Here is a 24,306-nt window from a genome sequence, read left to right on the forward strand (position 1 = left end):
AAGCGTGCGCCCGGCTCGCCTGTTCGAGCCGGGCGTCTTTTTCGGGTTTCGGAGGTCCCTGTCGCCCGCCGTCTGGCGGGGGAGGGGCCGACCGCGCCCGGTGCGTACGCGTATCCGCTCCTCCCCCAAGTTCGCCCGCTGAAGGCGCTCCGCCATGAATTTCTCGAAGTTCTTCGTGAACCGACCGCGCTTCGCGGCCGTGCTCTCCATCATCATCTTCATCGCCGGCCTGGTCTCGTTGCCGAACCTGCCGATCAGCGAATATCCCGAGGTCGTGCCGCCCACCGTCGTGGTGCGCGCGGCCTATCCCGGCGCCAACCCGTCCGTCATCGGCGAGACGGTGGCCGCGCCGTTGGAGCAAGCCATCAACGGCGTCGAGGGGATGATCTACCAGTCGTCCCAGTCGGCGTCCGACGGGGCGATGATCCTGACCGTCACCTTCGCGCTCGGCACCGACCTGGATAAGGCCCAGGTCCAGGTGCAGAACCGGGTGGCCCAGGCCCTGCCCAAGCTGCCGCAGGAGGTCCAGCGCATCGGCGTGACGACCAACAAGGCCTCGCCCGACCTGACCCTGGTCGTGCACATGATCTCGCCGAACAACCGCTACGACATGCTCTATCTGAGCAACTACGCTCAGCTCAACGTGCGTGACCGGCTGAAGCGGATCGACGGCGTCGGCGACGTGCAGATCTTCGGCGCGGGCGCCTACTCGATGCGCGTGTGGCTGGATCCGGAAAAGCTGGCCGCCCTGTCGATGACCGCGGGCGATGTGGTCAACGCCCTGCGCGAGCAGAACGTCCAGGTCGCCGCCGGCCAGCTGGGCGCCCCGCCCAACGCCGGCTCGGGCGCCGAATTCCAGCTGTCGGTCAATGCGCCCGGCCGCCTGACGGACGAGGAGCAGTTCCGCAACGTGATCGTCCGCTCGGGCGAGGACGGCCAGATCACCCGCCTGGGCGACGTGGCCCGCGTGGAGCTGGGCGCCGACAACTACGCCCTGCGCAGCCTGCTCGACAACAAGTCGGCCGTCGCCATGCCGGTGTTCCAGCGCCCGGGCTCCAACGCCCTGGAGATGGCCGCCGAGGTCAAGAAGACCATGAAGGAACTCAAGAAGGAGTTCCCCGAGGGCGTCGACTACGAGATCATCTACGACACCACGGCCTTCGTGCAGGAAAGCATCGACTCGGTGGTCCACACCCTGATCGAGGCGATCATCCTGGTCGTGCTGGTGGTGGTGCTGTTCCTGCAGGGCTGGCGCGCCTCGATCATCCCGCTGATCGCCGTGCCCGTCTCGCTGGTCGGCACCTTCGCGATCCTCCTGATGCTGGGCTTTGGCCTCAACGCTCTGACGTTGTTCGGCCTGGTGCTGGCCATCGGCATCGTCGTCGACGACGCCATCGTCGTGGTCGAGAACGTCGAGCGCAACATCACCAACGGCCTCGAGCCAGCCGCCGCTACCCGCAAGGCCATGACCGAGGTCACGGGGCCGATCATCTCCACGGCCCTGGTGCTGTGCGCGGTGTTCATCCCGACCGCCTTCATCAGCGGCCTGTCGGGCCAGTTCTACCGCCAGTTCGCGCTGACCATCGCCATCTCGACGGTGATCTCGGCCATCAACTCCCTGACCCTGTCGCCGGCCCTGGCCGCGGTGCTCCTGAAGTCGCATGACGCGCCCAAGGACCGCTTCCAGAAGCTGATCGACGCCGCGCTGAGCTGGCTGTTCAACCCGTTCAACCGCTTCTTCGCCAAGGCCTCGAACGGCTATGTCGCCGGCGTCGCCAAGACCCTGGGCCGCTCCTCGGCGGCCCTGGCCCTCTACGGCGGCCTGCTGATCCTGACGGTGTTCGCCTTCTCGCGCACGCCGGGCGGCTTCGTGCCGCAGCAGGACAAGGCCTATGTCGTGGCCGTCGTCCAGCTGCCCGACGCGGCCTCGCTGGACCGGACCGAGGCGGTGATCCGCCAGATGGGCGACATCGCCATGAAGACCCCGGGCATCAAGCACTCGGTGGCCTTCCCCGGCCTGTCGGCCAACGGCTTCATCAACAGCCCCAACTCCGGCGCGGTGTTCTTCCCGCTGGACGACTTCAAGAACCGGCGCGGCCATGAGCTGTCCGCCAACGCCATCGTCGGGGAGCTGAACCAGAAGTTCGGGGCCATCGCCGACGCGCAGATCGCGGTCTTCCCGCCGCCGTCCGTGCAGGGCCTGGGCACCATCGGCGGCTTCCGGATGCAGATCGTCGACAAGGCCGGCATGGGCTCGGAAGAGCTGTACAAGGCCACCCAGAACGTCATCGCCAAGGCCCAGAAGGACCCGGCCCTGGCGGGGATCTTCTCCAGCTATCAAGTGAGCGTGCCGAAGATCCAGGCCGACATCGATCGTGAGAAGGCGCGGGCCCAGGGCGTGTCCCTGACCGACCTCTTCGAGACGATGCAGGTCTATCTGGGCTCGCTGTACGTCAACGACTTCAACCGCTTCGGCCACACCTACCAGGTCAACGTCCAGGCCGATCAGAGCTTCCGCCTGCAACCCGAGCAGATGCTGCGCCTGCAGACCCGCAACGGCCAGGGGCAGATGATCCCGCTGGGCGCCTTCGTCTCCTTCAAGGAGGCCACGGGTCCCGACCGCGAGAGCCACTACAACGGTTACCTGACCGCCGAGATCAACGGCGGCCCGGCGCCCGGCTTCTCGACCGGCCAGGCCCAGAAGGCTCTTGAGGATATCGTCAAGTCCGAGCTGCCCAACGGCATGGGCTACGAGTGGACCGAGCTGACCTACCAGCAGATCCTGGCGGGCAACACGGCGATCTTCATCTTCCCGCTCTGCGTGCTGCTGGCCTTCCTGGTGCTGGTCGCCCAGTACGAGAGCTGGAGCCTGCCGCTGGTCGTCATCCTGATCGTCCCGATGACCCTGCTGTCGGCCCTGGCCGGCGTCTGGATCAGCCATGGCGACAACAACATCTTCACCCAGATCGGCCTGATCGTGCTGGTGGGGCTGGCGTGCAAGAACGCCATCCTGATCGTGGAGTTCGCCAAGGAGCGCGAGGAGCACGGCGACAGCCCGCTCCAGGCGGTCCTGGAGGCCTGCCGCCTGCGCCTGCGTCCGATCCTGATGACCTCGATCGCCTTCATCATGGGGGTCTACCCCCTGGTGGTGTCGCACGGGGCCGGGGCCGAGATGCGCAAGGCCATGGGCGTGGCGGTGTTCTCGGGGATGCTGGGCGTGACCCTGTTCGGCCTGATCCTGACCCCTGTCTTCTACTACGTCATCCGCCGCTCCACGGCCCGCAAGGCCGCGAAGAAGGCGGAGCTGACCTCGCCCGTGGAGGCGCACTAAATGTCTGTCCTCGCTAACACCCTACGCGCCGCGCTGATCGCCGGCGTCTCCCTGACGGCCGCCGCCTGCGCGGTGGGCCCGAACTACAAGGCGCCGGCGACCCCGCCGGCGGCCTTCCAGAACGCCGACCCGGCCGTCTTCACCGCCGCCAATCCCGAGGCGGAGTGGTGGAAGGCGTTCGGCGATCCGGTCCTCGACCAGCTGGTCGGCCAGGCCCTGTCGGCGAACCTCGACCTGAAGATCGCCGTCGCTCGCGTCGGCGAGGCCCGGGCCCTGTTCACCGAACAGAAGCTGGACCTGCTGCCGCACGTCACGGCGGACGGGACCTACGCCAAGAGCAAGCAGCAGCAGCCGGGCGTCACGACCGAGCGCGTCGAGGGCCAGAGCTACCAGGCCGGCTTCGACGCCGGCTGGGAGATCGACCTCTTCGGTCGCGTCCGTCGCGGCGTCGAGGCGGCCGGGGCGGAAGCCGGCGCGGCCCAGGCCGAGCTGCGCGACGCCCAGGTCACGGTCGCGGCCGAGGTGGCGCGCAACTATCTGGAACTGCGCGGCGCCCAGGCCCGCCTCAAGGTCGCCACCCGCAACCTCGAGACCCAGCGCGAGACCCTGCGCCTGACCAAGGTGCGGTTCGACGCCGGGGCCGGCAGCCCGATCGACGTGGCGTCCGCCCAAGCCCGCCTCAACGCCACCGAGGCGGCGATCCCGGGCCTGATCACGGCCGAGAAGCGCGCCAACCATCGTCTGGCGGTGCTGACCGGCCAGCGGCCCGGCGCGCTGGACGCGCTCCTGGTTCAGCGCGAGGCGGACGTCCGTCCGTTGGTCACCGCCCTGCCGATCGGCGAGGCCGGCGATCTGCTGCGCCGCCGTCCGGACGTGCAGGCGGCCGAGCGTCGCCTGGCGGCCTCGACCGCTCGGGTGGGGGTGGCCACGGCCGACCTCTTCCCGCGCGTGTCGGTGACCGGCTTCGTCGGCTTCCTGTCAGGGACCTCGGCGGGCTTCGGCAACGCCGCCAGCCAGGCCTGGTCGGTGGCCCCCACCGTCAGCTGGCCGGCTCTGGACCTGGGCAGCGCCCATGCCCGCCTGCGGGCGGCCAAGGCCCGCGACGACGCCGCGCTGGCCAACTACGACCAGACGGTGCTGCGCGCGCTGGAGGACCTGGAGAACGCGCTCGTCTCCTATCGCCAGCAGCAGGCCCAGCTGAAGAGCCTGACCGACCAGGCGGCGGCCTCGCGCCGCGCGGCCGAGCTGGCCCGCATCCAGTACAAGGAAGGCGGCATCGACTTCCTGGTGCTGCTGGACGCCGAACGCACCCTGCTGGCCGCGGAGGACGCGCTCAGCGTCGCCGAGACCGGCGTCAACACCGACGTCGTGGCGATCTACAAGGCGCTGGGCGGCGGCTGGAAGGCTTGAGCCCTCAGAACCAGCCCGCCTCGCGCAACGCCTTGGCGTAGGCGCGGCTGACTGGCGCCTCGACGCTCCCCTTGAGCGTCAGGGTCGCCCGGCCGTCGCCGCGCTTGGCGTCCTCGACCGCCGCCCTGGCGACCCACCAGGAGCGGTGGGTCTGGGCGCCCTCGATGCCTTCCAGCTCTGCGATGGCGTCGGACAGGCGCATCAGGATCAGGTCCTGGCCGCGCGAGGTGTGCAGGCGCAGATAGTGGTCCTCGGCCTCGACGGCGAACAGCTCGGCGCCCCGCAGCCTGGGGGGCAGGCGATCCAGGAAGCGCGGGGCCGGCGCGCCGGCCGGGGCCGCGTGGGTCTCGGGCGGCCGCCGCTGGACCAGAAAGTTCAGGCCCGTCATCGCGGCGGTGACGATGAACACGGGTCCCAGATAGACGGGCAGGGCGGCCAGGCGCGGCGCCCCGTGGAACGCCAGCTCGCTGACCAGCCAGACCACCACCGTGAAGGGTAGGGTGACGCCCACCACCGTCAGGGAGCCGTAGAGCCAAGGGCGCTCGTCCGCGCGGCCCTCGCGGCCGATCAGCTGGCTGACAATCGTGCCGACGACGGTCCCCGCCAGGCACAGGCCCACCCAGTAGGCCAGCCGCACGATGATCGGCCCCTCGCCGCTGCCGAACGCGCCGATCAGCGCCAGGAACACGCCCGCCACCGCCGACACCAGAAATCCGCGCAGCGCTTCGCGCGAGGTGATGGCCGTTCGCGAAGCGTGAACGGCGCCGGCCAGCCGTTTGCGAAACGAAGCCGGCGACTGGCGCAACGACGATTGAGACACGGACCCGCCCACTCCACTCAGGTTCTCGACGGCGAGGCGATCGGACGCCCCGCCACGACCGGGAGTGCAGACAATGGCCGCGTACGGCAAGTCAATTTCGCAAGGCGCCGCTGACCGTGGGACCGGCGTTCGCAACGCCGCCCTGGGCGTGGGCACCGCCGTCGTCATCGGCGCCGTGGCCGCGGCCAAGCCGCACGCCCCCAACCTGTCGCTGATCGCCGCCGCCCCGACGGTCGTCCAAGTCCACCTGACCGCCGCCCTGACGGCCCTGGTCATCGGCTCCGTGCTGATGCTGCGGGTCAAGGGCACGACCCTGCACAAGCTGCTGGGCTGGACCTGGGTGCTGGCCATGGGGACCACGGCGGTCAGCTCGCTGTTCATCCAGGTGATCAATCCCGGCCACTTCAGCTTCATCCACCTGCTGTCGGGCTGGACGATCGTGGGCCTGCCCGGCGCGGTCTACGCGATCAAGCGCGGCAAGGTCGCCGCTCATCGCCGGGCCATGACCGGCATGTTCGTCGGCGGCCTGCTGATCGCCGGCGCCTTCACCTTCCTTCCCGGCCGCCTGCTCTGGACCGTGTTCCTGGGCTGAGCCGTCGCCCGCTACCCACCCCCAATCATCAAGGAAGAAGACCATGACCTCGCTGAAGACCCTGACCGCCGCCCTGGCCCTCGCCGCCCCGCTCGCTCTTGGCGTCATCGCGCCGGCCGCTCATGCCCAGGAGGCGCTCGGCGACCTGACCCTCACCTTCCCCCACCTCAAGGCCAAGACCGGCCAGGTGATGATCGCCGTCTACGACAGTGCTCAGGCGTGGGCCTCGGGCAAGCCGGTCCGCGCCGCCAGCGCCTCGGCCGCCGCCCCGACCGTCAAGATCGTGGCCCTGCCGGCGGGGACCTACGCCGTCCGCGCGTTCCAGGACGTCGATGACGACGGCAAGATGGGCAAGAACCCCTTCGGCATGCCGACCGAACCGTTCGGCTTTTCTAACGACGCGCCGGTGATGATGGGTCCGCCTTCGTTCGACGCGGCCGCCTTCGCGGTGAAGGCCGGCGCCAACGCTCAAGCCATCCATCTGAACTAGGGGAGGCAAGCCATGAACCGGCGCGACATCCTGAAGAGCGCGGCCCTGCTGGGCGGGGCCTCCCTGCTGACCCCCGAGGCGGTGTGGGCCGCCGCGGCCAACGACTGGATTCTGGGCGTGGCCGACGTCGAGAACGACATCGCCCCGACCGGCCTGACCCGTCTGCACGGCCGCGCGCCGGCCGAGCTGACGGGGACGCTGTTCCGCAACGGTCCGGCCAAGTTCCGCCGTCCGGGCGGCGCGGTTGGCCACTGGTTCGACGGCGACGGCATGGTCCGCAAGTTTCAGATCGCCGACGGCCAGGCGCGGATGTCGGCCCGCTTCGTCGACACGGTGAAGCGCCGCCAGGACACGGCCGCCGACGCGGTGATCACCCCCGGCTACGGCACAGCCGCCGGTCCCGGCGCGCGGCTCTCCAGCCCCGACGACGCGAACGCCGCCAACACCTCTGTGATGATGGCCGGCGGCGAGCTGTGGGCCCTGTGGGAGGGCGGCTCGCCCACCGTGCTGGACCCCGTCACCCTGGAGACGCGCGGCTTCAAGACCCTGCGCCCGGACCTGAAGGGCATGCCGTTCCTGGCCCATCCGCGCGTCCAGCCGGACGGGACGGTCTGGAACCTGGGCCTGGCCGGCAAGCAGGCGGTGGTCTGGACCCTGGCGCCCGACGGCGCGCTGCGGAACGCCCAGGTCATCCCGCTGCCGCGCGGCAGCTACATGCATGACTTCACGGCCACGGCCCGCCACCTGGTCGTCGTGCTGCAGCCCTGGGTGCAGGAGCGGCTGTCGATGCCCTACACCACCTCGATGGTCTGGAAGCCCGAGCTGGGGACCCAGGTGCTGGTGCTGGACAAGAGCGACCTGACCAAGCGCCGGGTGTTCGAACTGCCGCCGTTCTTCTTCTTCCACCTGGGCGACGCCTGGGAGGAGACCGACGGGACCATCCGTTTCGACGCCTGCGTCGACGAGGATCCGTCCGGCACGGCCGCCAACGGCGGGGCGCTGGTGCGCGGTGAAGTCGTGCGCGCCGCGCCGCCGCGCCGGGCCCTGGTCACGCTGCGCGCCGACGGCCGCGCCGACCTGGTTCGCGAGGCCGTCAGCGCCGAGTTCCCGCGCGGCGACGCCCGCTTCGCCGGCGAGGTTCGGCGCTATTCCGTCCACGTCACCAACGAACGGCCGGACCGTCCCCTCTTCCAGGGTGTCGCGGTGCGCGACTGGAGGAAGGACGTCGAACAGGTCTTCGACTTCGGCCCGCGCCATCTGGTGGAGGAGACGGTGTTCGTTCCGCGCCCCGGTTCGCGCGAGGAGCTGGACGGTTGGCTGGTCGGCACGACGGTCAATCTGGACGCCAAGGCGACCGAGCTGCACGTGTTCGACGCCCGCCGCGTCCAGCAGGGTCCGATCGCCGCCTGGCGGGCGCCCGTGGCCCTGCCGGTGACCTTCCACGGCGTCTTCGTGAACGCTTGACGTAACGGTGATCCTTGCCAGGCCCGCCGGGTTGCGCCTATCCGAGGACGGAGCGCAACCACGGCGGGCCCGATTTCCATGACCGCAGCCAAGCCCCCATCCCGCTCTGGGGCCCGCGCCGGCGGGCGGGGCCGACCATCCAAGGCCAAGGGCCTGGACCTGAAGGAAACCATCCTCGACGCGGCCGAGGGCCTGTTCGCGCGCCATGGCTTCTACGGCGTGACGACCCGCCAGGTGGCGGCCGAGGCCGGCGTCGACACGGCGCTGATCCACTACTATTTCGGGGCCAAGCGCGAGCTGTTCGACGCGGTGTTCCTGCGCCGGGCCGAGATCCTGAACCAGGCCCGCGAGGCCTCGATGGACGCGTACGTGAAGGCTCACGACGGCGCGATGACCGTCGAGGGGGTCATCGAGGCCTTCATCGATCCGCTGCTGCGCATCTCGCAGGACGGCGGTCCGGGCTGGAAGAGCTACTTCGCCCTGGTGGCCCAGGTGAACAACACGCCCGCCTGGGGCGGTGAGACCATGACCCGGTTCTTCGACCCCGTGGTCCACCGCCTTGTCGAGACCCTGAAGACGGTGCGTCCACAGGCCGAGTACCGCGACCTCTACTGGTGCTACCAGTTCCTGACCGGATCGATGATGCTGGCCCTGTCCGAGACCGGACGGATCGACTCGCTGTCGGAAGGCGAGTGCCATTCCAGCGACCTGGAGGCGGTTCGCCAGCGCCTGTTCTCGTACTGCGCGGCCGGATTCGAGGCCGTCGTCGACAAGGCTGGCAAGGCCTAGCTCCCCACCCGGAAGATCCGCCCCCGGCCCTTTTTCATCACCTGATGAAAAAGTACTGGCGTCAAATGCCGGTTCGGGTGATGGTGATCACAATTCGCTGTTCGATGAATTGGCGAAACTCCCGAGCACGCGTCCGCGAAAAGACGGATCCGGGCCGGGAAGGGCGGAACGCAAGGGAGGGGAAACCCCATGACTTCGATGTGGAAAGCCGCGCTGCTGGCTGGCGCGGCGTGGAGCACGATCGCGGGCGTCGCGTCGGCGCAGCAAGCTCCGGCTGGTGACAACACGGCCGTCGGCGTCGAGCAGGTGGTCGTCACCGCCCGCCGTCGCGAGGAAAACCTCAAGGACGTTCCGGTCGCCGTCTCGGCCTTCTCGGCCGATCGGCTGGAGCGCGCGGGCGGCGCGGACATCACCGTCCTGCAGCAGACCACCCCCAACATCACCGTGCAGACCGCCCGGGGCTCGAACTCGACCCTGATCAGCTACATCCGCGGCGTGGGCCAGCAGGATCCGCTGTGGGGCTACGAGCCCGGCGTCGGCCTCTATGTCGACGACGTCTACATCTATCGTCCGCAGGGCGCGGTGCTGGACATCTTCGACATCGACCGCATCGAAGTGCTGCGCGGCCCGCAGGGCACGCTGTACGGCCGCAACACCATCGGCGGCGCCATCAAGTACGTGACCAAGCGCCTGGGCGACGAGGCCGGCGGCAAGATCCGCGGCACGTACGGCAGCTACAACCAGACCGACCTGCTGGTCTCGGCCCAGACCCCGATCGCCGACACCGGCCTGTCGATTGGCGGCGCCTACGCCCTCTACAAGCGCGACGGCTACGGCAAGAACCTGACCACGGGCGCCGAACAGTACGACAAGGACGTCGAGGCCTGGCGCCTGAGCGCCGAGTGGAAGCCGACCGAGGACCTGTTCTTCCGCCTGGCCTACGACCGGGTCGAGGACGACTCCAACCCCCGCCACGGCCACCGCGAGACCCTGCCGACGGTCGGCGCCTATCCGATCCTGGGCGTCTACGACACCCAGGCGGGCCTGGGCGACAAGAACCACGTCGTCACCAAGGGCCTGTCGCTGACCGGCGAGTGGAACGTCACCGACGCTGTGACGCTGAAGTCGATCACCGCCCATCGCAAGGGCCACACCCAGACCCTGATCGACTTCGACGGCACCCCGCTGCCGACCCTGGATGTGCCGGCGACCTATGACGACGGCTCGTTCTCGCAGGAGCTGCAGGCGGTCTACGCGGACGACAACGTCCAGGGCGTGTTCGGCCTCTACTATATGAACAGCCAGGCCTCGGGCGAGTTCGACACCATCGCCGGCAACCTGGGCGTCTCGATCGCCGACGGCGGCAAGGTCAACACCCAGAGCTTCGCGGCCTTCTTCGACTTCAGCGCCAACCTGACCGACCGGTTCAAGGTCTCGCTGGGCGCCCGCGCCACGCGTGACTCCAAGCGCGCCAACGTCTTCCGCTTCTTCTACCTGGGCGCCACGCCCTCGCCGTACCAGGGCGGGGCCCAGCGCCCGATCCTGCAGGTGCGCACCAACTACAGCGCCGAGAAGACCTTCTCGCAGTTCACTCCGCGCATCTCGGCCTCGTACGAGATCAACGACGACCTGACGACCTACGCCTCGTTCTCGAAGGGCTACAAGTCGGGCGGCTGGGACATGCGCGGCGACGCCTTCATCACCCCGCAGACGGTCAACGGCTACAAACCCGAGGTCGTGAAGACCTACGAGGCCGGCCTGAAGGGCTATGCGCTGGAGCGCCGGGTCTCGTTCTCGTCGGCCATCTTCCTGTCCAAGTACACCGACCAGCAGGTCACGACCCAGGTCGTGGTGCCCTCGGGCATCGCCAGCTCGGTCGACAACGCCGGCGCGTCCACCCTGTACGGCGCCGAGTTCGAAGCCAACGCCAAGCTCAGCCAGAGCCTCTCGGCCAATGTCGCCCTGGGCTACATCCACGCCAAGTACGACACCTTCAACCGCTTCGTCCCGGCCGGCGCGCCCAACCCGCTGAACCCGTCGACGACCTTGGCGACCGGCCAGGTGATCAACGTCGCCGACCTCTACGGCTTCCAGAACACGCCGGAATGGACGGGCAATGTCAGCCTGACCTGGCGCGGCGAGCTGGCCGGCGGCGGCCTGGCCATCACCCCGATGGTCAGCTACCGCGACAGCTACCAGCAGTTCGAGCAGCCTCTGCCGGCCCTCGACCAGAAGGCCTTCACCCTGGTGGACCTGACGGCGATCTGGACGGCGCCGGGCGGCAAGTACAAGTTGGCCCTGACCGGCAAGAACCTGACCAACGAGAAGTACCGCACCGGCGGCTACAACTTCGGGGCGCCGACCTACAACAACTCGGTGATCGGCTTCTACGGTCCGCCGCGCACGGTGGCCGCCTCGGTCGAACTGGCGTTCTAACAATCTAGGCGATGAGCTGGGGCGGGACTTGTGATGACGGGTCCCGCCCTTTCTTTATGTAAGCCGTGGCGTAGCGGGGCGAGGGCATGAGCGAGAACGAAAACCAGGCTTCGGTGAAGCCGTCGGGCTATCGCTACGTGGTCCTGGCCATGCTGGTCCTGGCCTACACCTTCAACTTTCTGGACCGGCAGATTCTCGGCATCCTGGCCAAGCCGATCAAGGACGAGTTCGGCCTGACCGACGCCCAGTTCGGCCTGATGGGCGGCCTGGCCTTCGCGCTGCTCTACACCACTCTGGCCATCCCGATCGCGTGGCTGGCCGACCGCTTCAGCCGCGTCTGGATCATGACCGCCGCCCTGACCCTGTGGAGCGGCTTCACGGCCCTGTGCGGCGTGGTCGGCAGCTTTTCCCACCTGTTCCTGGCCCGAATGGGCGTGGGCATCGGCGAGGCCGGCGGGGTGGCTCCGGCCTATTCGCTGATCGCCGACTATTTCCCCAAGCATCAGCGCGCCCGGGCGCTGGCGGCCTACGCCTTCGGCATCCCGCTGGGCACGGCGGCCGGTACGCTGGTCGGCGGGCTGCTGGCTGTCCACTACGGCTGGCGCACGGCCTTCATCGTGGTCGGGGCGCTGGGCGTGCTGCTGGCTCCGCTGTTCCGCCTGGTCGTGCGCGATCCGCCGCGCGGCGGCGCCGACCGCGCGCCGGGCGCGCCGCCGGTCGCCCCCGCGCCGGCCGCGCCGCTTTCCCAGGTGGCCCGGCTGCTGGCGGCCAAGCCCAGCTTCTGGCTGCTCTCGCTGGGCGCGGCCTCGTCGTCGGTCTGCGGCTACGGCGTCGCGGCCTGGCTGCCGTCGTTCTTCATGCGCAGCCTGGGCCTGACCCTGGCCCAGACGGCCTGGTACTATTCGGGCATCGCCTTCCTGGGCGGCGCCGTCGGCATCTGGCTGGGCGGGGTGATGGCCGACCGGCTGGGCGCCAAGTCCAAGGCCGGCTATCCGCTGACCCCGGCGGTGGCCTTCCTGATCTCGGTCCCCTGCTTCCTGCTGGCGATGAACAGCGGGGCGATGGTTGGCGGACTGGGTCCGCAAGCCGCGCTCGCCATCGCCTTCGCCATCTTCCTGATCCCCACCGGCCTGAACCTGACCTGGCTGGGCCCGATCACGGCGGCCGTGCAGCACCTGGCGCCGGCCCCGATGCGGACCACGGCCTCGGCCCTGTTCCTGCTGATCAACAACCTGCTGGGCATCGCCGTCGGGCTCTACTATTTCGGCAAGGTCTCGGACCTGCTGAAGCCGGTGTTCGGGGCGGAATCCCTGCGCTGGGCCATCTATACCGGCATGGGCTTCTACCTGCTGGCGGCCCTGCTGTTCTTCCTGGCCTCGCGCCGCCTGGACCGCGACTGGGTGGACTAGCCGGCGGCGGCCGCAGCGACGGAATGCCGCAAGGTTTCAAGCGCCACGGTTCGGTCAAGATCGGGGATCATCTGCCGCGCAAATCGCGAGCGCTGCCATGACTCCTGACGACCGCCACATCTTTCACGACCCCACGGGCAAGCGTGAGCGGCGGGCCAAGCTGGTTCTGGGGATCGTCATCTCGGCGATCGCCGCCATCGTGGCCGGCTTCGTGGCCACCCTGGCCTTCGCCCCCCGCCTGCCTGACGCGCCGCTGAAGGACCCGCACGTCCTGACGTCGCTGCACCAGGAGACGGCCCACAAGCTCAAGCCGTCCGCCAAGACCTGGCGCCGGGTGCCGCGGCCCAAGGCGGGAGCATCCGGCGACGCCGCCGCGCGGCCGCTGTCGGTCGGCTTCTACGTCAACTGGGACGAGGACAGCCGCGAGTCCCTGCGCCGCAACATCGACAAGCTGGACGTGGTCTCGCCGCAGTGGGTGGCGATCCGCGGCGCCAAGGGCGACATCGACGTCACCGACGATCCGGAAGGGACCGCGCGGATCGCCGCCGCCGCCAACCATCCGGCCGTGCTGCCGCTGGTCCACAACTCGGCCAACGCCGCCTTCGACGGGCCGATGGCCGACGCCCTGCTGGCCGATCCGCTGGCCCGCCGCAAGCTGATCGACAACCTGACGACCCTGGCCGCCCAGCGCGGCTATGGCGGCTATGTCTTCGACTTCGAAGCGCTGTCGCCCAAGGGGCTGGCGGCCTATCCGAAGTTCCTGGACGAGACCCGCGCGGCCCTGAAGGACGCCGGCCGCGAGGTCTGGGTCACCGCCCCGTTCGACGAGGAGGGCTGGCCGCTCAAGCGCCTGCAGCAGAGCGCCGACACCCTGGTGCTGATGGCCTACGACCAGCACTACGCCCTGGGCGATCCAGGCCCCAACGCCGGCCAGGACTGGTACGAGGACGGGCTGGCGAAGCGCTTCGCCCACCTGGATCCGGCCCGCACCGTTCTGGCCCTGGGCGCGTACGGCTACGACTGGACGCTGGACAAGAATGGCAAGCACGTCTCGGGCGCGCCCGCCACCTTCCATGAGGCCATGCGCAACGCCCAGGACGCCGGGGCGACGATCCGCATGGACGACGACGCGCTGAACCCGACCTACACCTACACCGACGACAACGGCGACGACCACGTCGTCTGGTTCATGGACGCGGTGACCCTGTTCAACCAGGTCAAGGTCTCCGACCCGTGGAAGCCGCGCGGCTACGCCCTGTGGCGGATGGGCATGGAGGATCCGGGCGTCTGGTCGCTGCTGGGCAAGCCCTACGGCCAGGTCTCGACGGCCGGCCTGACGACGCTGGCCAACGGCCAGGGCGTCGACTTCGACGGCGGCGGCGAGGTGCTGCGGATCGCGGCCCTGCCCACGCCCGGCAAGCGGTCGCTGGAGTTCGATCCCGACACGGGCCTGGTCTCGGGCGAGACCTACGACGTCATTCCCTCCAGCTACGTCATCGAGCGCTACGGCCAGAAGAAGGGCTTGGTGGCCCTGACCTTCGACGACGGTCCCGACGCCCGCTGGACGCCCAAGATCCTGGACATCCTCAAGGCCAAGAAGGCCCCGGCCACCTTCTTCGTCATCGGCCAGAACATGCAGCGCCGGCCCGATCTGGTGCAGCGCGAGGTCGACGAGGGCCACGACGTCGGCGGCCACAGCTGGACCCACCCCAACATCGCCGAGACGCCATTGGCCCAGGTGCAGGTCGAGCTGAACGCCACCCAGCGCCTGTTCGAGGTGATCACCGGCCGCTCGATGCGCCTGTTCCGCCCGCCGTTCTTCGGCGACGCCGAGCCCTCGACCCCGCACGAGGTGGCCCCGCTCGTGATCGCCCAGACCCTGGGCTACATGACCGTGGGTCTGCGCATCGACCCCGACGACTGGCAGAAGCCCAGCAAGCAGCAGATCATCGACCGCGTCCTGGACCGCCTCGACAACCCGGGGAACAACCCCGGCCAGGTGGTGTTGCTGCACGACGCCGGCGGCGACCGCAGCCGCACCGTCGCGGCCCTGCCCGAGCTGATCGACCAGATCCGGGCGCGTGGCTATCGCCTGGTCACGGTCGGCGAGCTTGCAGGCATGACCCCGCAGCAGGTGATGCCGCCGACCTCGCGCGACGCCTTCGACCTGGCCGTCGACCGGATCGGCTTCGACTTCTTCCGCTGGACGCAAGGCGCAATGACCTTCCTGTTCGTGGCGGCGATCTTCCTGGGCGTGGCGCGGCTGGTGTTCCTGGCCAGCCTGGCCCTGGTCCACCGCTTCTGGACCCACGAGGAGCCCGCCGACCTCGACAGCGACAATGGTCCGCTGGTCTCGGTGCTGATCCCCTGCTTCAACGAGGAGAAGGTGATCGCCGCCTCGATCGCGCGGATCCTGGAGAGTGACTGGAAGAACCTGGAGGTGCTGGTCCTGGACGACGGCTCAAAGGACCGCACGGCCGACGAGGTCCGCGACCACTTCGCGAACGACCCGCGCGTGACGTTGCTGAGCTTCGAGAACGGCGGCAAGGCGCGGGCCGTGAACCGGGGCCTGGCCGTGGCCAAGGGCGAGTTCGTCGTGGCCCTGGACGCCGACACCCTGTTCCCGCCCGAGACCATCGGCCGGCTGGCCCGCTGGTTCCAGGACCCGGACATCGGCGCGGTGGCCGGCAACGCCATTGTCGGCAACCGGCTGAACATCGTCACCCGCTGGCAGGCCCTGGAATATGTCACCGCCCAGAACCTTGAGCGGCGGGCGCTGTCGGCCCTGGGCGCGGTCACCGTGGTTCCGGGCGCGGTCGGCGCGTGGCGCAAGAGCGTGCTGGACGCCCTGGGCGGCTATCCGGCCGACACCCTGGCCGAGGACCAGGACCTGACCATCGCCTGCCAGCGCGCCGGCTGGAAGGTGGCCTTCGACCCCGAGGCCCGCGCCTATACCGAGGCGCCTGACACGGTCGGCGGCCTCTTGAAGCAGCGCTTCCGCTGGTCTTTCGGCACGCTGCAGTGTGTTTGGAAGCACCGCCAGGCGATGTTCAATCCCAAGACCCCGGTGCTGGGATTCGTGGCCCTGCCGCAGATCTGGCTGTTCCAGATCATTCTGGCCGTGGCCGCGCCGCTGGTCGACCTGGCGGTGGTCTGGAGCCTGGTCGCCGGCCTCTACGGCGCGGTGGCCCACCCGGTGGAGTGGCGGCCCGACGACATGCTGCTGGGCCTGGCCTACTGGGCGATCTTCATCGCCGTGGACCTGTCGGCGGGCGCCCTGGGCATGGCCCTGGAGAAGCGCGCGCCCTGGGCCGACCTGCCGTTCCTGCCAGTCCAGCGGTTCGGCTATCGCCAGCTGATGTACTACGTCGTGGTCAAGTCGGTGGTCATGGCCATCCGCGGCGGCCGGGTCGGCTGGGGCAAGCTGGAGCGACGGGCGACGGCCTCGGTTGGGCCGAAGGGGTGAGTGGGGCCCAAAGCGGGGATCGTCACGCGGTTGCGATGTCGTTCCCGGTCCGGAGCGTTCCGGGCGCCCTCGTATGACAACGTTGACATTCCGGCGTTATCGTCTTGAGCGGCTCTGACACCGGTGGACAACGGTTGATGAAGTGGAAAAGTGTGACCGGTAACAGTTCCGCAGCGGCAAGGGTTTCCCTTGCCACGGGCGCGCAAACGGGCGGCGCGGGCGTCCTATCCGATAAGATAAGCGCGCAAGCCTTCACCTTATCGTCCGCGCGCGGTTGCGCCTGCGAAATAGCGCTCCTATAACCCGGCCACATTTCAGAAAGCCGTCGTCGAGACCGGGCCCTCATGAACATCCACGAACATCAAGCCAAAGCCGTACTCGCCGAGTTCGGCGCTCCCGTGCCGCGCGGCTTCGCCGCCTTCACGCCTGACGAAGCCGCCGCCGCCGCCGAAAAGCTGGGCACGCCGGTCTTCGTCGTGAAGAGCCAGATCCACGCCGGTGGCCGTGGCAAGGGCAAGTTCGAGGGCCTGGGCCCCGACGCCAAGGGCGGCGTCCGCGTCGTCAAGTCGGTCGAAGAGGTCCGCCTGAACGCCGAGGAAATGCTCGGCCGCGTGCTGGTGACCCACCAGACGGGCCCCAAGGGCAAGCAGGTCAACCGCCTCTACATCGAAGAAGGCGCGGCGATCGCCAAGGAATTCTACCTGTCGCTTCTCGTCGACCGCGCCTCGAGCAAGGTCTCGGTGGTCGCCTCGACCGAAGGCGGCATGGACATCGAAGAGGTCGCCCACGCGACCCCCGAGAAGATCCACACCTTCACCATCGATCCGGCGACCGGCGTGTGGCCTACCCACGCCCGCGCCCTGGCCAAGGCCCTTGGCCTGACCGGCGGTCTGGCCAAGGAAGCCGCCTCGCTGCTGAACCAGCTCTATACCGCGTTCATGGCCAAGGACATGGCCATGCTGGAGATCAACCCGCTGATCGTGACGGCGGATGATCACCTGCGCGTCCTGGACGCCAAGCTGTCGTTCGACGGCAACTCGCTGTTCCGCCACCCGGACATCAAGGCGCTGCGCGACGAGAGCGAAGAAGACCCCAAGGAAATCGAAGCCTCGAAGTACGACCTGGCCTACATCGCCCTCGACGGCGAAATCGGCTGCATGGTCAACGGCGCGGGCCTGGCCATGGCCACCATGGACATCATCAAGCTGTACGGCGCCGAGCCGGCCAACTTCCTGGATGTCGGCGGCGGCGCTTCGAAGGAGAAGGTCACCGCGGCCTTCAAGATCATCACCGCCGATCCGGCCGTGAAGGGCATCCTGGTCAACATCTTCGGCGGCATCATGCGCTGCGACATCATCGCGGAAGGCGTCATCGCCGCCGTGAAGGAAGTCGGTCTCCAGGTTCCGCTGGTCGTCCGCCTGGAAGGCACCAACGTCGAACTTGGCAAGAAAATCATCTCGGAAAGCGGCCTGAACGTCATCGCCGCCAACGATCTGTCTGACGGCGCCGAGAAGATCGTCGCCGCTGTGAAGGGCGCCCGCTAAATGTCGGTTCTGATCGGTTCGCAAACCAAGGTCATCTGCCAGGGCATCACCGGCGCTCAAGGCACGTTCCACACCGAGCAGGCCATCGCCTATGGCACCAAGATGGTCGGCGGCGTCACCCCGGGTAAGGGCGGCCAGACCCACATCGGCCTGCCGGTGTTCGACACCGTCGCCGAAGCCAAGGACCGCACCGGCGCCGACGCCTCGGTGATCTACGTCCCGCCGCCCTTCGCGGCCGACTCGATCCTGGAAGCCATCGAAGCCGAGATCCCGCTGATCATCTGCATCACCGAGGGCATCCCGGTGCTGGACATGGTCAAGGTCAAGAAGGCCCTGCAAGGTTCGCGTTCGCGCCTGATCGGCCCGAACTGCCCGGGCGTCCTGACGCCCAACCAGTGCAAGATCGGCATCATGCCGGGCTCGATCTTCTCGGAAGGCTCGGTCGGCGTCGTGTCGCGTTCGGGCACCCTGACCTACGAAGCCGTGTTCCAGACCACCAACGCCGGTCTCGGTCAGACGACCGCCGTCGGCATCGGCGGCGACCCGGTCAAGGGCACCGAGTTCATCGACGTGCTGGAACTGTTCCTGGCCGACGAAGCCACCAAGTCGATCGTCATGATCGGTGAAATCGGCGGCTCGGCCGAAGAAGAAGCGGCCCAGTTCCTGAAGGACGAAGCCAAGCGCGGCCGCAAGAAGCCCATGGTCGGCTTCATCGCCGGCCGCACGGCCCCTCCCGGCCGTCACATGGGCCACGCCGGCGCGATCGTGTCGGGCGGCAAGGGCGGCGCCGAGGACAAGATCGCGGCGATGGAAGAGGCGGGCATCCGCGTCTCGCCGTCGCCGGCCAAGCTGGGTGAAACCCTGCTTGAGGTCCTGAAGGGCTAACTAAATACCGAAACCCCGCCCCGCGCGGGGCCCAGGTTTTTTGCGACCGCCAGTCGACGATCCGAAAAAATCACCTGGGCCCCGCCGACAGACGGGCGCCCGGGTGATTGAGAGACTATATTTACGGGCTTGTTGTAGCGCTCCCGTAAAGCAGCGGATCTAAGGCGAAGAACGATGGCGGACGACGCAGGCATCATCAACCAGGTCTTGACCGAGACCAGCTTCCTCTACGGCGCCAACGCGGCGTTCGTGGAAGACCTCTACGCCCAGTGGGCGGAGAACCCCGGATCGGTCGAACCCTCGTGGAACGCCTTCTTCTCCAGCCTCGCCGAGCAGGCCGACCAGGTTAAGCGCGCCGCGCAGGACCCGGCCTGGACGCCCAAGAAGGTGGCGAGCGTCCGTCCGGACTGGCTGTCGGCCCTGGACGGCCAATGGGCCAGCGTCGCGCCGGCCGTCGAGGCCAAGGTCGCCAAGGCGATCGAAGGCAAGGCTCCGGGCTCCTCCGCCGAAGCCGTCCGCGCCGCCACGCTGGACAGCCTGCGCGCCATCATGATGATCCGGGCCTACCGGATGCGTGGCCACCTGGCCGCCAACCTCGACCCGCTGGGCCTGGATCCGCCGAAGGACGCCAGCGAGCTGGATCCGGCCACCTACGGCTTCGCCGAGGCCGACTACGACCGTCCGATCTTCCTCGACTACGTGCTGGGCCTGGAGACCGCGACGGTCCGCGAGATCCTGGCGATCGTCCGCCGCACCTACTGCGGCAATGTCGGCGTGCAGTACATGCACATCTCCGACCCGGCCGAGAAGGCCTGGCTGCAGGAGCGCATCGAGGGCCGCGACAAGGAGATCGTGTTCTCCAAGGAGGGCAAGGTCGCCATCCTGAAGAAGCTGATCGAGGCCGAGGGCTTCGAGCGCTTCCTGCACAAGCGTTTCCCCGGCACCAAGCGCTTCGGCCTGGACGGCGGCGAAGCCATGGTCCCGGCCATGGAGCAGATCATCAAGCGCGGCGGCGCCCTGGGCGTGAAGGACATCGTCCTGGGCATGCCGCACCGCGGTCGCCTGAACGTGCTGGCCGCCGTGATGGGCAAGCCCTACCACGTCATCTTCCACGAGTTCCAAGGCGGCTCGTCGGTCCCCTCGGACGTCGAGGGCTCGGGCGACGTGAAGTACCATATGGGCGCCTCGTCGGACCGTGAGTTCGACGACAACAAGGTCCACCTGTCGCTGACGGCCAACCCGTCGCACCTGGAAATCGTCAACCCGGTCGTGATCGGCAAGGCCCGCGCCAAGCAGGCGTTCCTGCTGCGCGAGACGCCGGACGCCGGCCGCGGCCACGTGCTGCCGCTGCTGCTGCACGGCGACGCGGCCTTCGCCGGCCAGGGCGTGGTGGCCGAGTGCTTCACCCTGTCGGGCCTGAAGGGCTACCGCACGGGCGGCACCATCCACTTCATCGTCAACAACCAGATCGGCTTCACGACCAGCCCGCGCTACTCGCGCTCGTCGCCCTATCCCAGCGACATGGCCCTGATGGTCGAAGCCCCGATCTTCCACGTGAACGGCGACGATCCGGAAGCCGTCGTCTTCGCCGCCAAGGTCGCGACCGAGTACCGCCAGAAGTTCGGCAAGGACGTGGTCATCGACATGGTCTGCTACCGTCGCTTCGGTCACAACGAAGGCGACGACCCGACCATGACGTCGCCGATCATGTACGCCAAGATCAAAGGCCACCCGCCGACCCGCGAGATCTACGCCAACCGCCTGATCGGCGAGGGCGTGATCACTCAGGCCGAGGGCGACGGCTGGGTGGGCGAGTTCGAGAAGTTCCTCGACGCCGAGTTCGACGCCGGCAAGGCGTACAAGGCCAACAAGGCCGACTGGCTGGACGGCAAGTGGGCCGGCCTGACCCTGCCGGGCGACGAGGATCGTCGCGGCAAGACGGCCTTCCCGAAGACCCGCCTGCTGGAGATCGGCCGCCAGATCACCACGATCCCCGACCGCATCGACGCCCACAAGACCGTGCGCCGCGCCATCGAGAACCGCCGCGAGGCGATCGAGAAGGGCGAGGGCATCGACTGGGGCACGGCCGAGCACCTGGCGTTCGCCACCCTGCTCGACGAGGGCCTGCCGGTCCGCCTGTCGGGTCAGGACTCGGTGCGCGGCACCTTCACCCAGCGCCATTCGGACATCATCGACCAGAAGACCGAAGAGCACTACACGCCGCTGAACAACATCCGCGCCGGCCAGGCCCACTACGAAGTGATCGACTCGGCCCTGTCGGAAGAGGCGGTGCTGGGCTTCGAATACGGCTTCTCGCTGGCCGACCCGAACACCCTGACCCTGTGGGAAGGCCAGTTCGGCGACTTCGTGAACGGCGCCCAGGTGGTGATCGACCAGTTCATCAGCTCGGGCGAGCGCAAGTGGCTGCGGATGAGCGGCCTGGTGATGCTGCTGCCGCACGGCTACGAAGGCCAGGGCCCCGAGCACAGCTCGGCGCGCCTCGAGCGCTTCCTGCAGTCGTGCGCGGAAGACAACATGCAGGTCGTCAACTGCACGACGCCGGCGAACTACTTCCACGCCCTGCGTCGCCAGATGCACCGCGAGTTCCGCAAGCCGCTGATCGTGATGGCCCCCAAGAGCCTGCTGCGCCACAAGCGCGCCGTCTCGAACCTGGCCGACTTCACCGAAGGCTCGACCTTCCACCGCGTGATGGTGGACGGCGCCGAGGCCGGTTGCGACGTCGGCGGGATCACGCTGAAGAGCGACGATCAGATCAAGCGCGTCGTCATCTGCTCGGGCAAGGTCTATTTCGACCTGGTCGACCAGCGCGCCAAGAACGGTCGTGACGACGTCTACCTGCTGCGTCTGGAGCAGTTCTATCCGTGGCCGATGAAGTCGCTGATGAACGTGCTCTCGCGCTTCAAGAACGCCGATCTGGTGTGGTGTCAGGAAGAGCCCAAGAACATGGGCGGCTGGACCTTCGTCGATCCCTGGCTGGAACTGACGCTGGACAAGCTGGACATCAAGGCCAAGCGCGCCCGCTATGTCGGTCGTCCCGCCTCGGCCTCGACGGCCGCTGGCCTGATGAGCCGCCACCTGAAAGAACTCGAGACCTTCCTCAATGAGGCCTTCGCGTAAAGCGTCGGACTTCAGACTAAAAAAGGAGTGCGGTGACGGATCCCGTCGTCGCACTCTCCAGAACCCCGCCGGACCAAACAAGAGAACTCGGAAAGCCCCATGGCCGACATCATGACCCCCGCCCTCGGCGAATCCGTCACGGAAGCGACGGTCGCCCGCTGGACCAAGAAGGCCGGGGAGGCCGTGAAGAAGGACGAGATCCTCGTCGAGCTGGAGACCGACAAGGTCAGCCTCGAAGTGGCCTCGCCCGCCGACGGCGTGCTGTCGGCCATCGGCGCCGAAGAAGGCGCGACCGTCGTTCCGGGCACGGTCCTGGGCGTGGTGACCGAAGGCGCCAGCGCCTCGGCCGCTCCGGCCGCCGCGCCCGCGCCGAAGGTCGAAGCGCCGAAGCCGGCTCCGGCGCCCGCCGCCGCGCCCGCTCCGGCCCCGGCCGCCGCTGCTCCGGCCGCCGCGCCGGTCAGCCCGGCCCCGGCCCGCATCGCCGCGGAGTCGGGCCTCGACCTGTCGAAGGTCGCCGGCACCGGCAAGGACGGCCGCGTGACCAAGGGCGACGCCCTGGCCGCCCTGGAGGCTCGCGCCGCCGCCCCGGCTCCGGCCGCCGCTCCGGCCGCGCCGCGCGCCCTGCACGAGCGTGAGGAACGCGTGAAGATGACGCGCCTGCGTCAGACGATCGCCCGCCGCCTGAAGGAAGCTCAGAACACCGCCGCCATGCTGACGACCTTCAACGAGGTCGACATGACGGCGGTCATGGCTCTGCGCGCCCAGTACAAGGACGTCTTCGAAAAGCGTCACGGCGTGAAGCTGGGCTTCATGTCCTTCTTCACCAAGGCCGTCGTCGCCGCCCTGAAGTCGGTTCCGGACGTCAACGCCGAGATTGACGGCACGGACATCGTCTACAAGAACCACTACGACATCGGCGTCGCCGTCGGCACCGACAAGGGCCTGGTGGTTCCGGTCGTTCGTGACGCCGACGTCCTGAACCTGGCCGAGATCGAAAAGGCCATCGGCGGTCTGGGCAAGAAGGCCCGCGACGGCCAGCTGTCCATCGAGGACATGCAGGGCGGCACCTTCACGATCACCAACGGCGGCATCTACGGTTCGCTGATGTCGACCCCGATCCTGAACGCGCCGCAGTCGGGCATCCTGGGCATGCACGCCATCAAGGAACGTCCGATGGTCGTGAACGGCAAGATCGAGATCCGGCCGATGATGTACCTGGCCCTGTCCTACGACCACCGTGTCGTCGATGGCGCCGGCGCCGTGACCTTCCTGGTCAAGGTCAAGGAAGCCCTGGAAGACCCGCAGCGCCTGCTGCTGGACCTCTAGAAGATCCCGAGAAGCCCGCCCTCACCGGCGGGCTTCTTCGCTTTTACGGCCCCGCGCGGTAGGCGTTGGGGCCGTTCTGCTTTTCGGGAGGCCGCCATGGCCAAGGACACGCTCTACCTGCTGCCGATGGGCTTTTCGAAGGACGGCGCGCAAAGGTTCTGCCCGGACTGCGCGATGATGGAAGGCTACCTCGCCGCCTATCCGCAGTTGCGCGACCGTCTGGACATCGTCCGTGTCGACTACGCCCGCCCGCGCCCGTCCCTGGTCGAGCGCCTGGGCGAGGACCACCAGAACGCCCCGACCCTGATCCTGGTCGAGGCGGCGCCGGACGCGGGTCCATACGGCGAGATCCAGTCGGCCAACGGCCTGTCGTTCCTCACCGACGCGCGGCCGATCACCCGCTGGCTGGCGGACCGTTACGGCCTAGCCGCGCCGCTCTAGCGGCTGGCCCGCAGCACCGCCTCGCTCAGGGCGGCGTAGTCGCCGTTGAAGTGGTGGCCGCCGGGCAGGCGGACCTTGGCGACCTCGGCGTCGGGCAGGTCGGGGCAGATGTCGGCGCGTTCTTTGTCGCCATAGACGCAGGTGATCTTCACGGCCTTCATCTCCGTGTCCTTGAGCGCGGCGATGGCCGGGCGGACGGGGAAGGAGTCGTGGCTGGCCAGGTTCAGCCAGCTGGCCGGATGGAAGCGCAGGTCGCCGTGCGGGCCGGTCCCGATCAGCACCACATGGCTGACCTGGGCGCGCAGGTCGGCCGGCAGGCGCGGAATGATGGCCGGCAGGGCGTCGGCGCCGAACGAATAGCCGATCAGGGTCACGTTCTTGCGGCCCCACAGCGCCTCGTACTGGCGCAGGTCCGTCGCCAGGTCGCCGGCCACGCCGTCCGGTGAGCGCCGGGCGCTGAAATAGGCCAGGGAGTTGATCCCAACGGTCGGCACGCCGTCGTCGGCCAGGCGCGAGGCGACCTTCTGGTCCAGCGGGCCCCAGCCGCCATCGCCCGAATAGAACACCGCCAGGGTGTCGCCCGGCTTGGCGCTGGGCGCCAGCACCACGGGCTTGGCCGGCGCGGGCGCGGCGGCGGCCCCGGTCATGGCGAGGACGGACAAGGCGGCGGCGAGGCGAAGGCGCGGGCTCATGTCGACATGACGCCACGGCCCCGTGGCGCTCTCCAGGCGCTCTCTTGTCACGCTTGTGGCGGTCCGGCCCGAA

At 68.7% G+C, this 24,306-nt stretch carries 16 protein-coding genes; 14 read left to right on the forward strand and 2 right to left on the reverse strand.

Annotated elements, in window-relative coordinates; translation table 11 throughout:
- Positions 1-154 precede the first annotated feature (154 nt).
- Both K8940_RS01895 and K8940_RS01900 read left to right on the forward strand, forming a co-directional pair.
- Complete coding sequence (locus K8940_RS01895; protein WP_223392863.1) at positions 155-3,331, forward strand: efflux RND transporter permease subunit; 3,177 nt, start codon at positions 155-157, stop codon at positions 3,329-3,331.
- On the forward strand, positions 3,332-4,741 hold the full coding sequence (locus tag K8940_RS01900) for an efflux transporter outer membrane subunit (RefSeq protein WP_223392864.1): 1,410 nt from the start codon (positions 3,332-3,334) through the stop codon (positions 4,739-4,741).
- Positions 4,742-4,745: 4 nt separating this feature from the next.
- On the opposite strand, the gene K8940_RS01905 is transcribed toward K8940_RS01900, so the two are convergent.
- A complete protein-coding gene (locus K8940_RS01905; RefSeq protein ID WP_223392865.1) occupies positions 4,746-5,573 on the reverse strand; it encodes a LytTR family DNA-binding domain-containing protein in 828 nt (275 codons plus the stop codon).
- Positions 5,574-5,634: 61 nt separating this feature from the next.
- Here K8940_RS01905 and K8940_RS01910 point away from each other — a divergent pair, with 61 nt between their 5' ends.
- From K8940_RS01910 to K8940_RS01965, 12 genes are all read left to right on the forward strand, one after another.
- The gene (locus K8940_RS01910; protein WP_223392866.1) at positions 5,635-6,153 is read left to right on the forward strand and encodes a DUF2306 domain-containing protein; all 519 of its coding nucleotides are present in this window, start codon (positions 5,635-5,637) and stop codon (positions 6,151-6,153) included.
- Positions 6,154-6,196: 43 nt separating this feature from the next.
- Positions 6,197-6,643: a DUF2141 domain-containing protein gene (locus K8940_RS01915; RefSeq protein ID WP_223392867.1), complete on the forward strand. Its 447-nt coding sequence runs from the start codon at positions 6,197-6,199 to the stop codon at positions 6,641-6,643.
- Between the two features lie 12 nt (positions 6,644-6,655).
- The gene (locus K8940_RS01920) at positions 6,656-8,107 is read left to right on the forward strand and encodes a carotenoid oxygenase family protein (protein ID WP_223392868.1); all 1,452 of its coding nucleotides are present in this window, start codon (positions 6,656-6,658) and stop codon (positions 8,105-8,107) included.
- Positions 8,108-8,185: 78 nt separating this feature from the next.
- Entirely contained in the window at positions 8,186-8,896 is a 711-nt protein-coding gene (locus K8940_RS01925; RefSeq protein ID WP_223392869.1) for a TetR/AcrR family transcriptional regulator, read from the forward strand.
- Between the two features lie 189 nt (positions 8,897-9,085).
- A complete protein-coding gene (locus tag K8940_RS01930) occupies positions 9,086-11,332 on the forward strand; it encodes a TonB-dependent receptor (protein ID WP_223392870.1) in 2,247 nt (748 codons plus the stop codon).
- Between the two features lie 86 nt (positions 11,333-11,418).
- Positions 11,419-12,741, forward strand: coding sequence for a spinster family MFS transporter (locus K8940_RS01935; protein WP_223392871.1), 1,323 nt, complete (start codon positions 11,419-11,421; stop codon positions 12,739-12,741).
- A gap of 97 nt (positions 12,742-12,838) precedes the next feature.
- On the forward strand, positions 12,839-16,207 hold the full coding sequence (locus K8940_RS01940) for a glycosyltransferase (RefSeq protein ID WP_223392872.1): 3,369 nt from the start codon (positions 12,839-12,841) through the stop codon (positions 16,205-16,207).
- A 344-nt stretch (positions 16,208-16,551) separates the two neighbouring features.
- A complete protein-coding gene (sucC, locus tag K8940_RS01945) occupies positions 16,552-17,751 on the forward strand; it encodes an ADP-forming succinate--CoA ligase subunit beta (protein ID WP_223392873.1) in 1,200 nt (399 codons plus the stop codon).
- Complete coding sequence (gene sucD, locus K8940_RS01950; protein ID WP_223392874.1) at positions 17,752-18,636, forward strand: succinate--CoA ligase subunit alpha; 885 nt, start codon at positions 17,752-17,754, stop codon at positions 18,634-18,636.
- Positions 18,637-18,810: 174 nt separating this feature from the next.
- Positions 18,811-21,774: a 2-oxoglutarate dehydrogenase E1 component gene (locus K8940_RS01955; protein ID WP_223392875.1), complete on the forward strand. Its 2,964-nt coding sequence runs from the start codon at positions 18,811-18,813 to the stop codon at positions 21,772-21,774.
- Positions 21,775-21,873: 99 nt separating this feature from the next.
- The gene (odhB, locus tag K8940_RS01960) at positions 21,874-23,100 is read left to right on the forward strand and encodes a 2-oxoglutarate dehydrogenase complex dihydrolipoyllysine-residue succinyltransferase (protein WP_223392876.1); all 1,227 of its coding nucleotides are present in this window, start codon (positions 21,874-21,876) and stop codon (positions 23,098-23,100) included.
- A 96-nt stretch (positions 23,101-23,196) separates the two neighbouring features.
- Positions 23,197-23,541: a DUF3088 family protein gene (locus K8940_RS01965; protein ID WP_223392877.1), complete on the forward strand. Its 345-nt coding sequence runs from the start codon at positions 23,197-23,199 to the stop codon at positions 23,539-23,541.
- On the opposite strand, the gene K8940_RS01970 is transcribed toward K8940_RS01965, so the two are convergent.
- Positions 23,538-24,233 (reverse strand): virulence factor, encoded by a 696-nt coding sequence (locus tag K8940_RS01970; protein WP_223392878.1) that lies wholly within the window; start codon positions 24,231-24,233, stop codon positions 23,538-23,540. The two genes, K8940_RS01965 and K8940_RS01970, sit on opposite strands and share 4 nt — an antisense overlap.
- Between the last annotated feature and the right edge of the window lie 73 nt (positions 24,234-24,306).

Source organism: Caulobacter segnis (assembly GCF_019931575.1).
GTDB classification, from domain to species: Bacteria; Pseudomonadota; Alphaproteobacteria; order Caulobacterales; family Caulobacteraceae; genus Caulobacter; species Caulobacter segnis_C.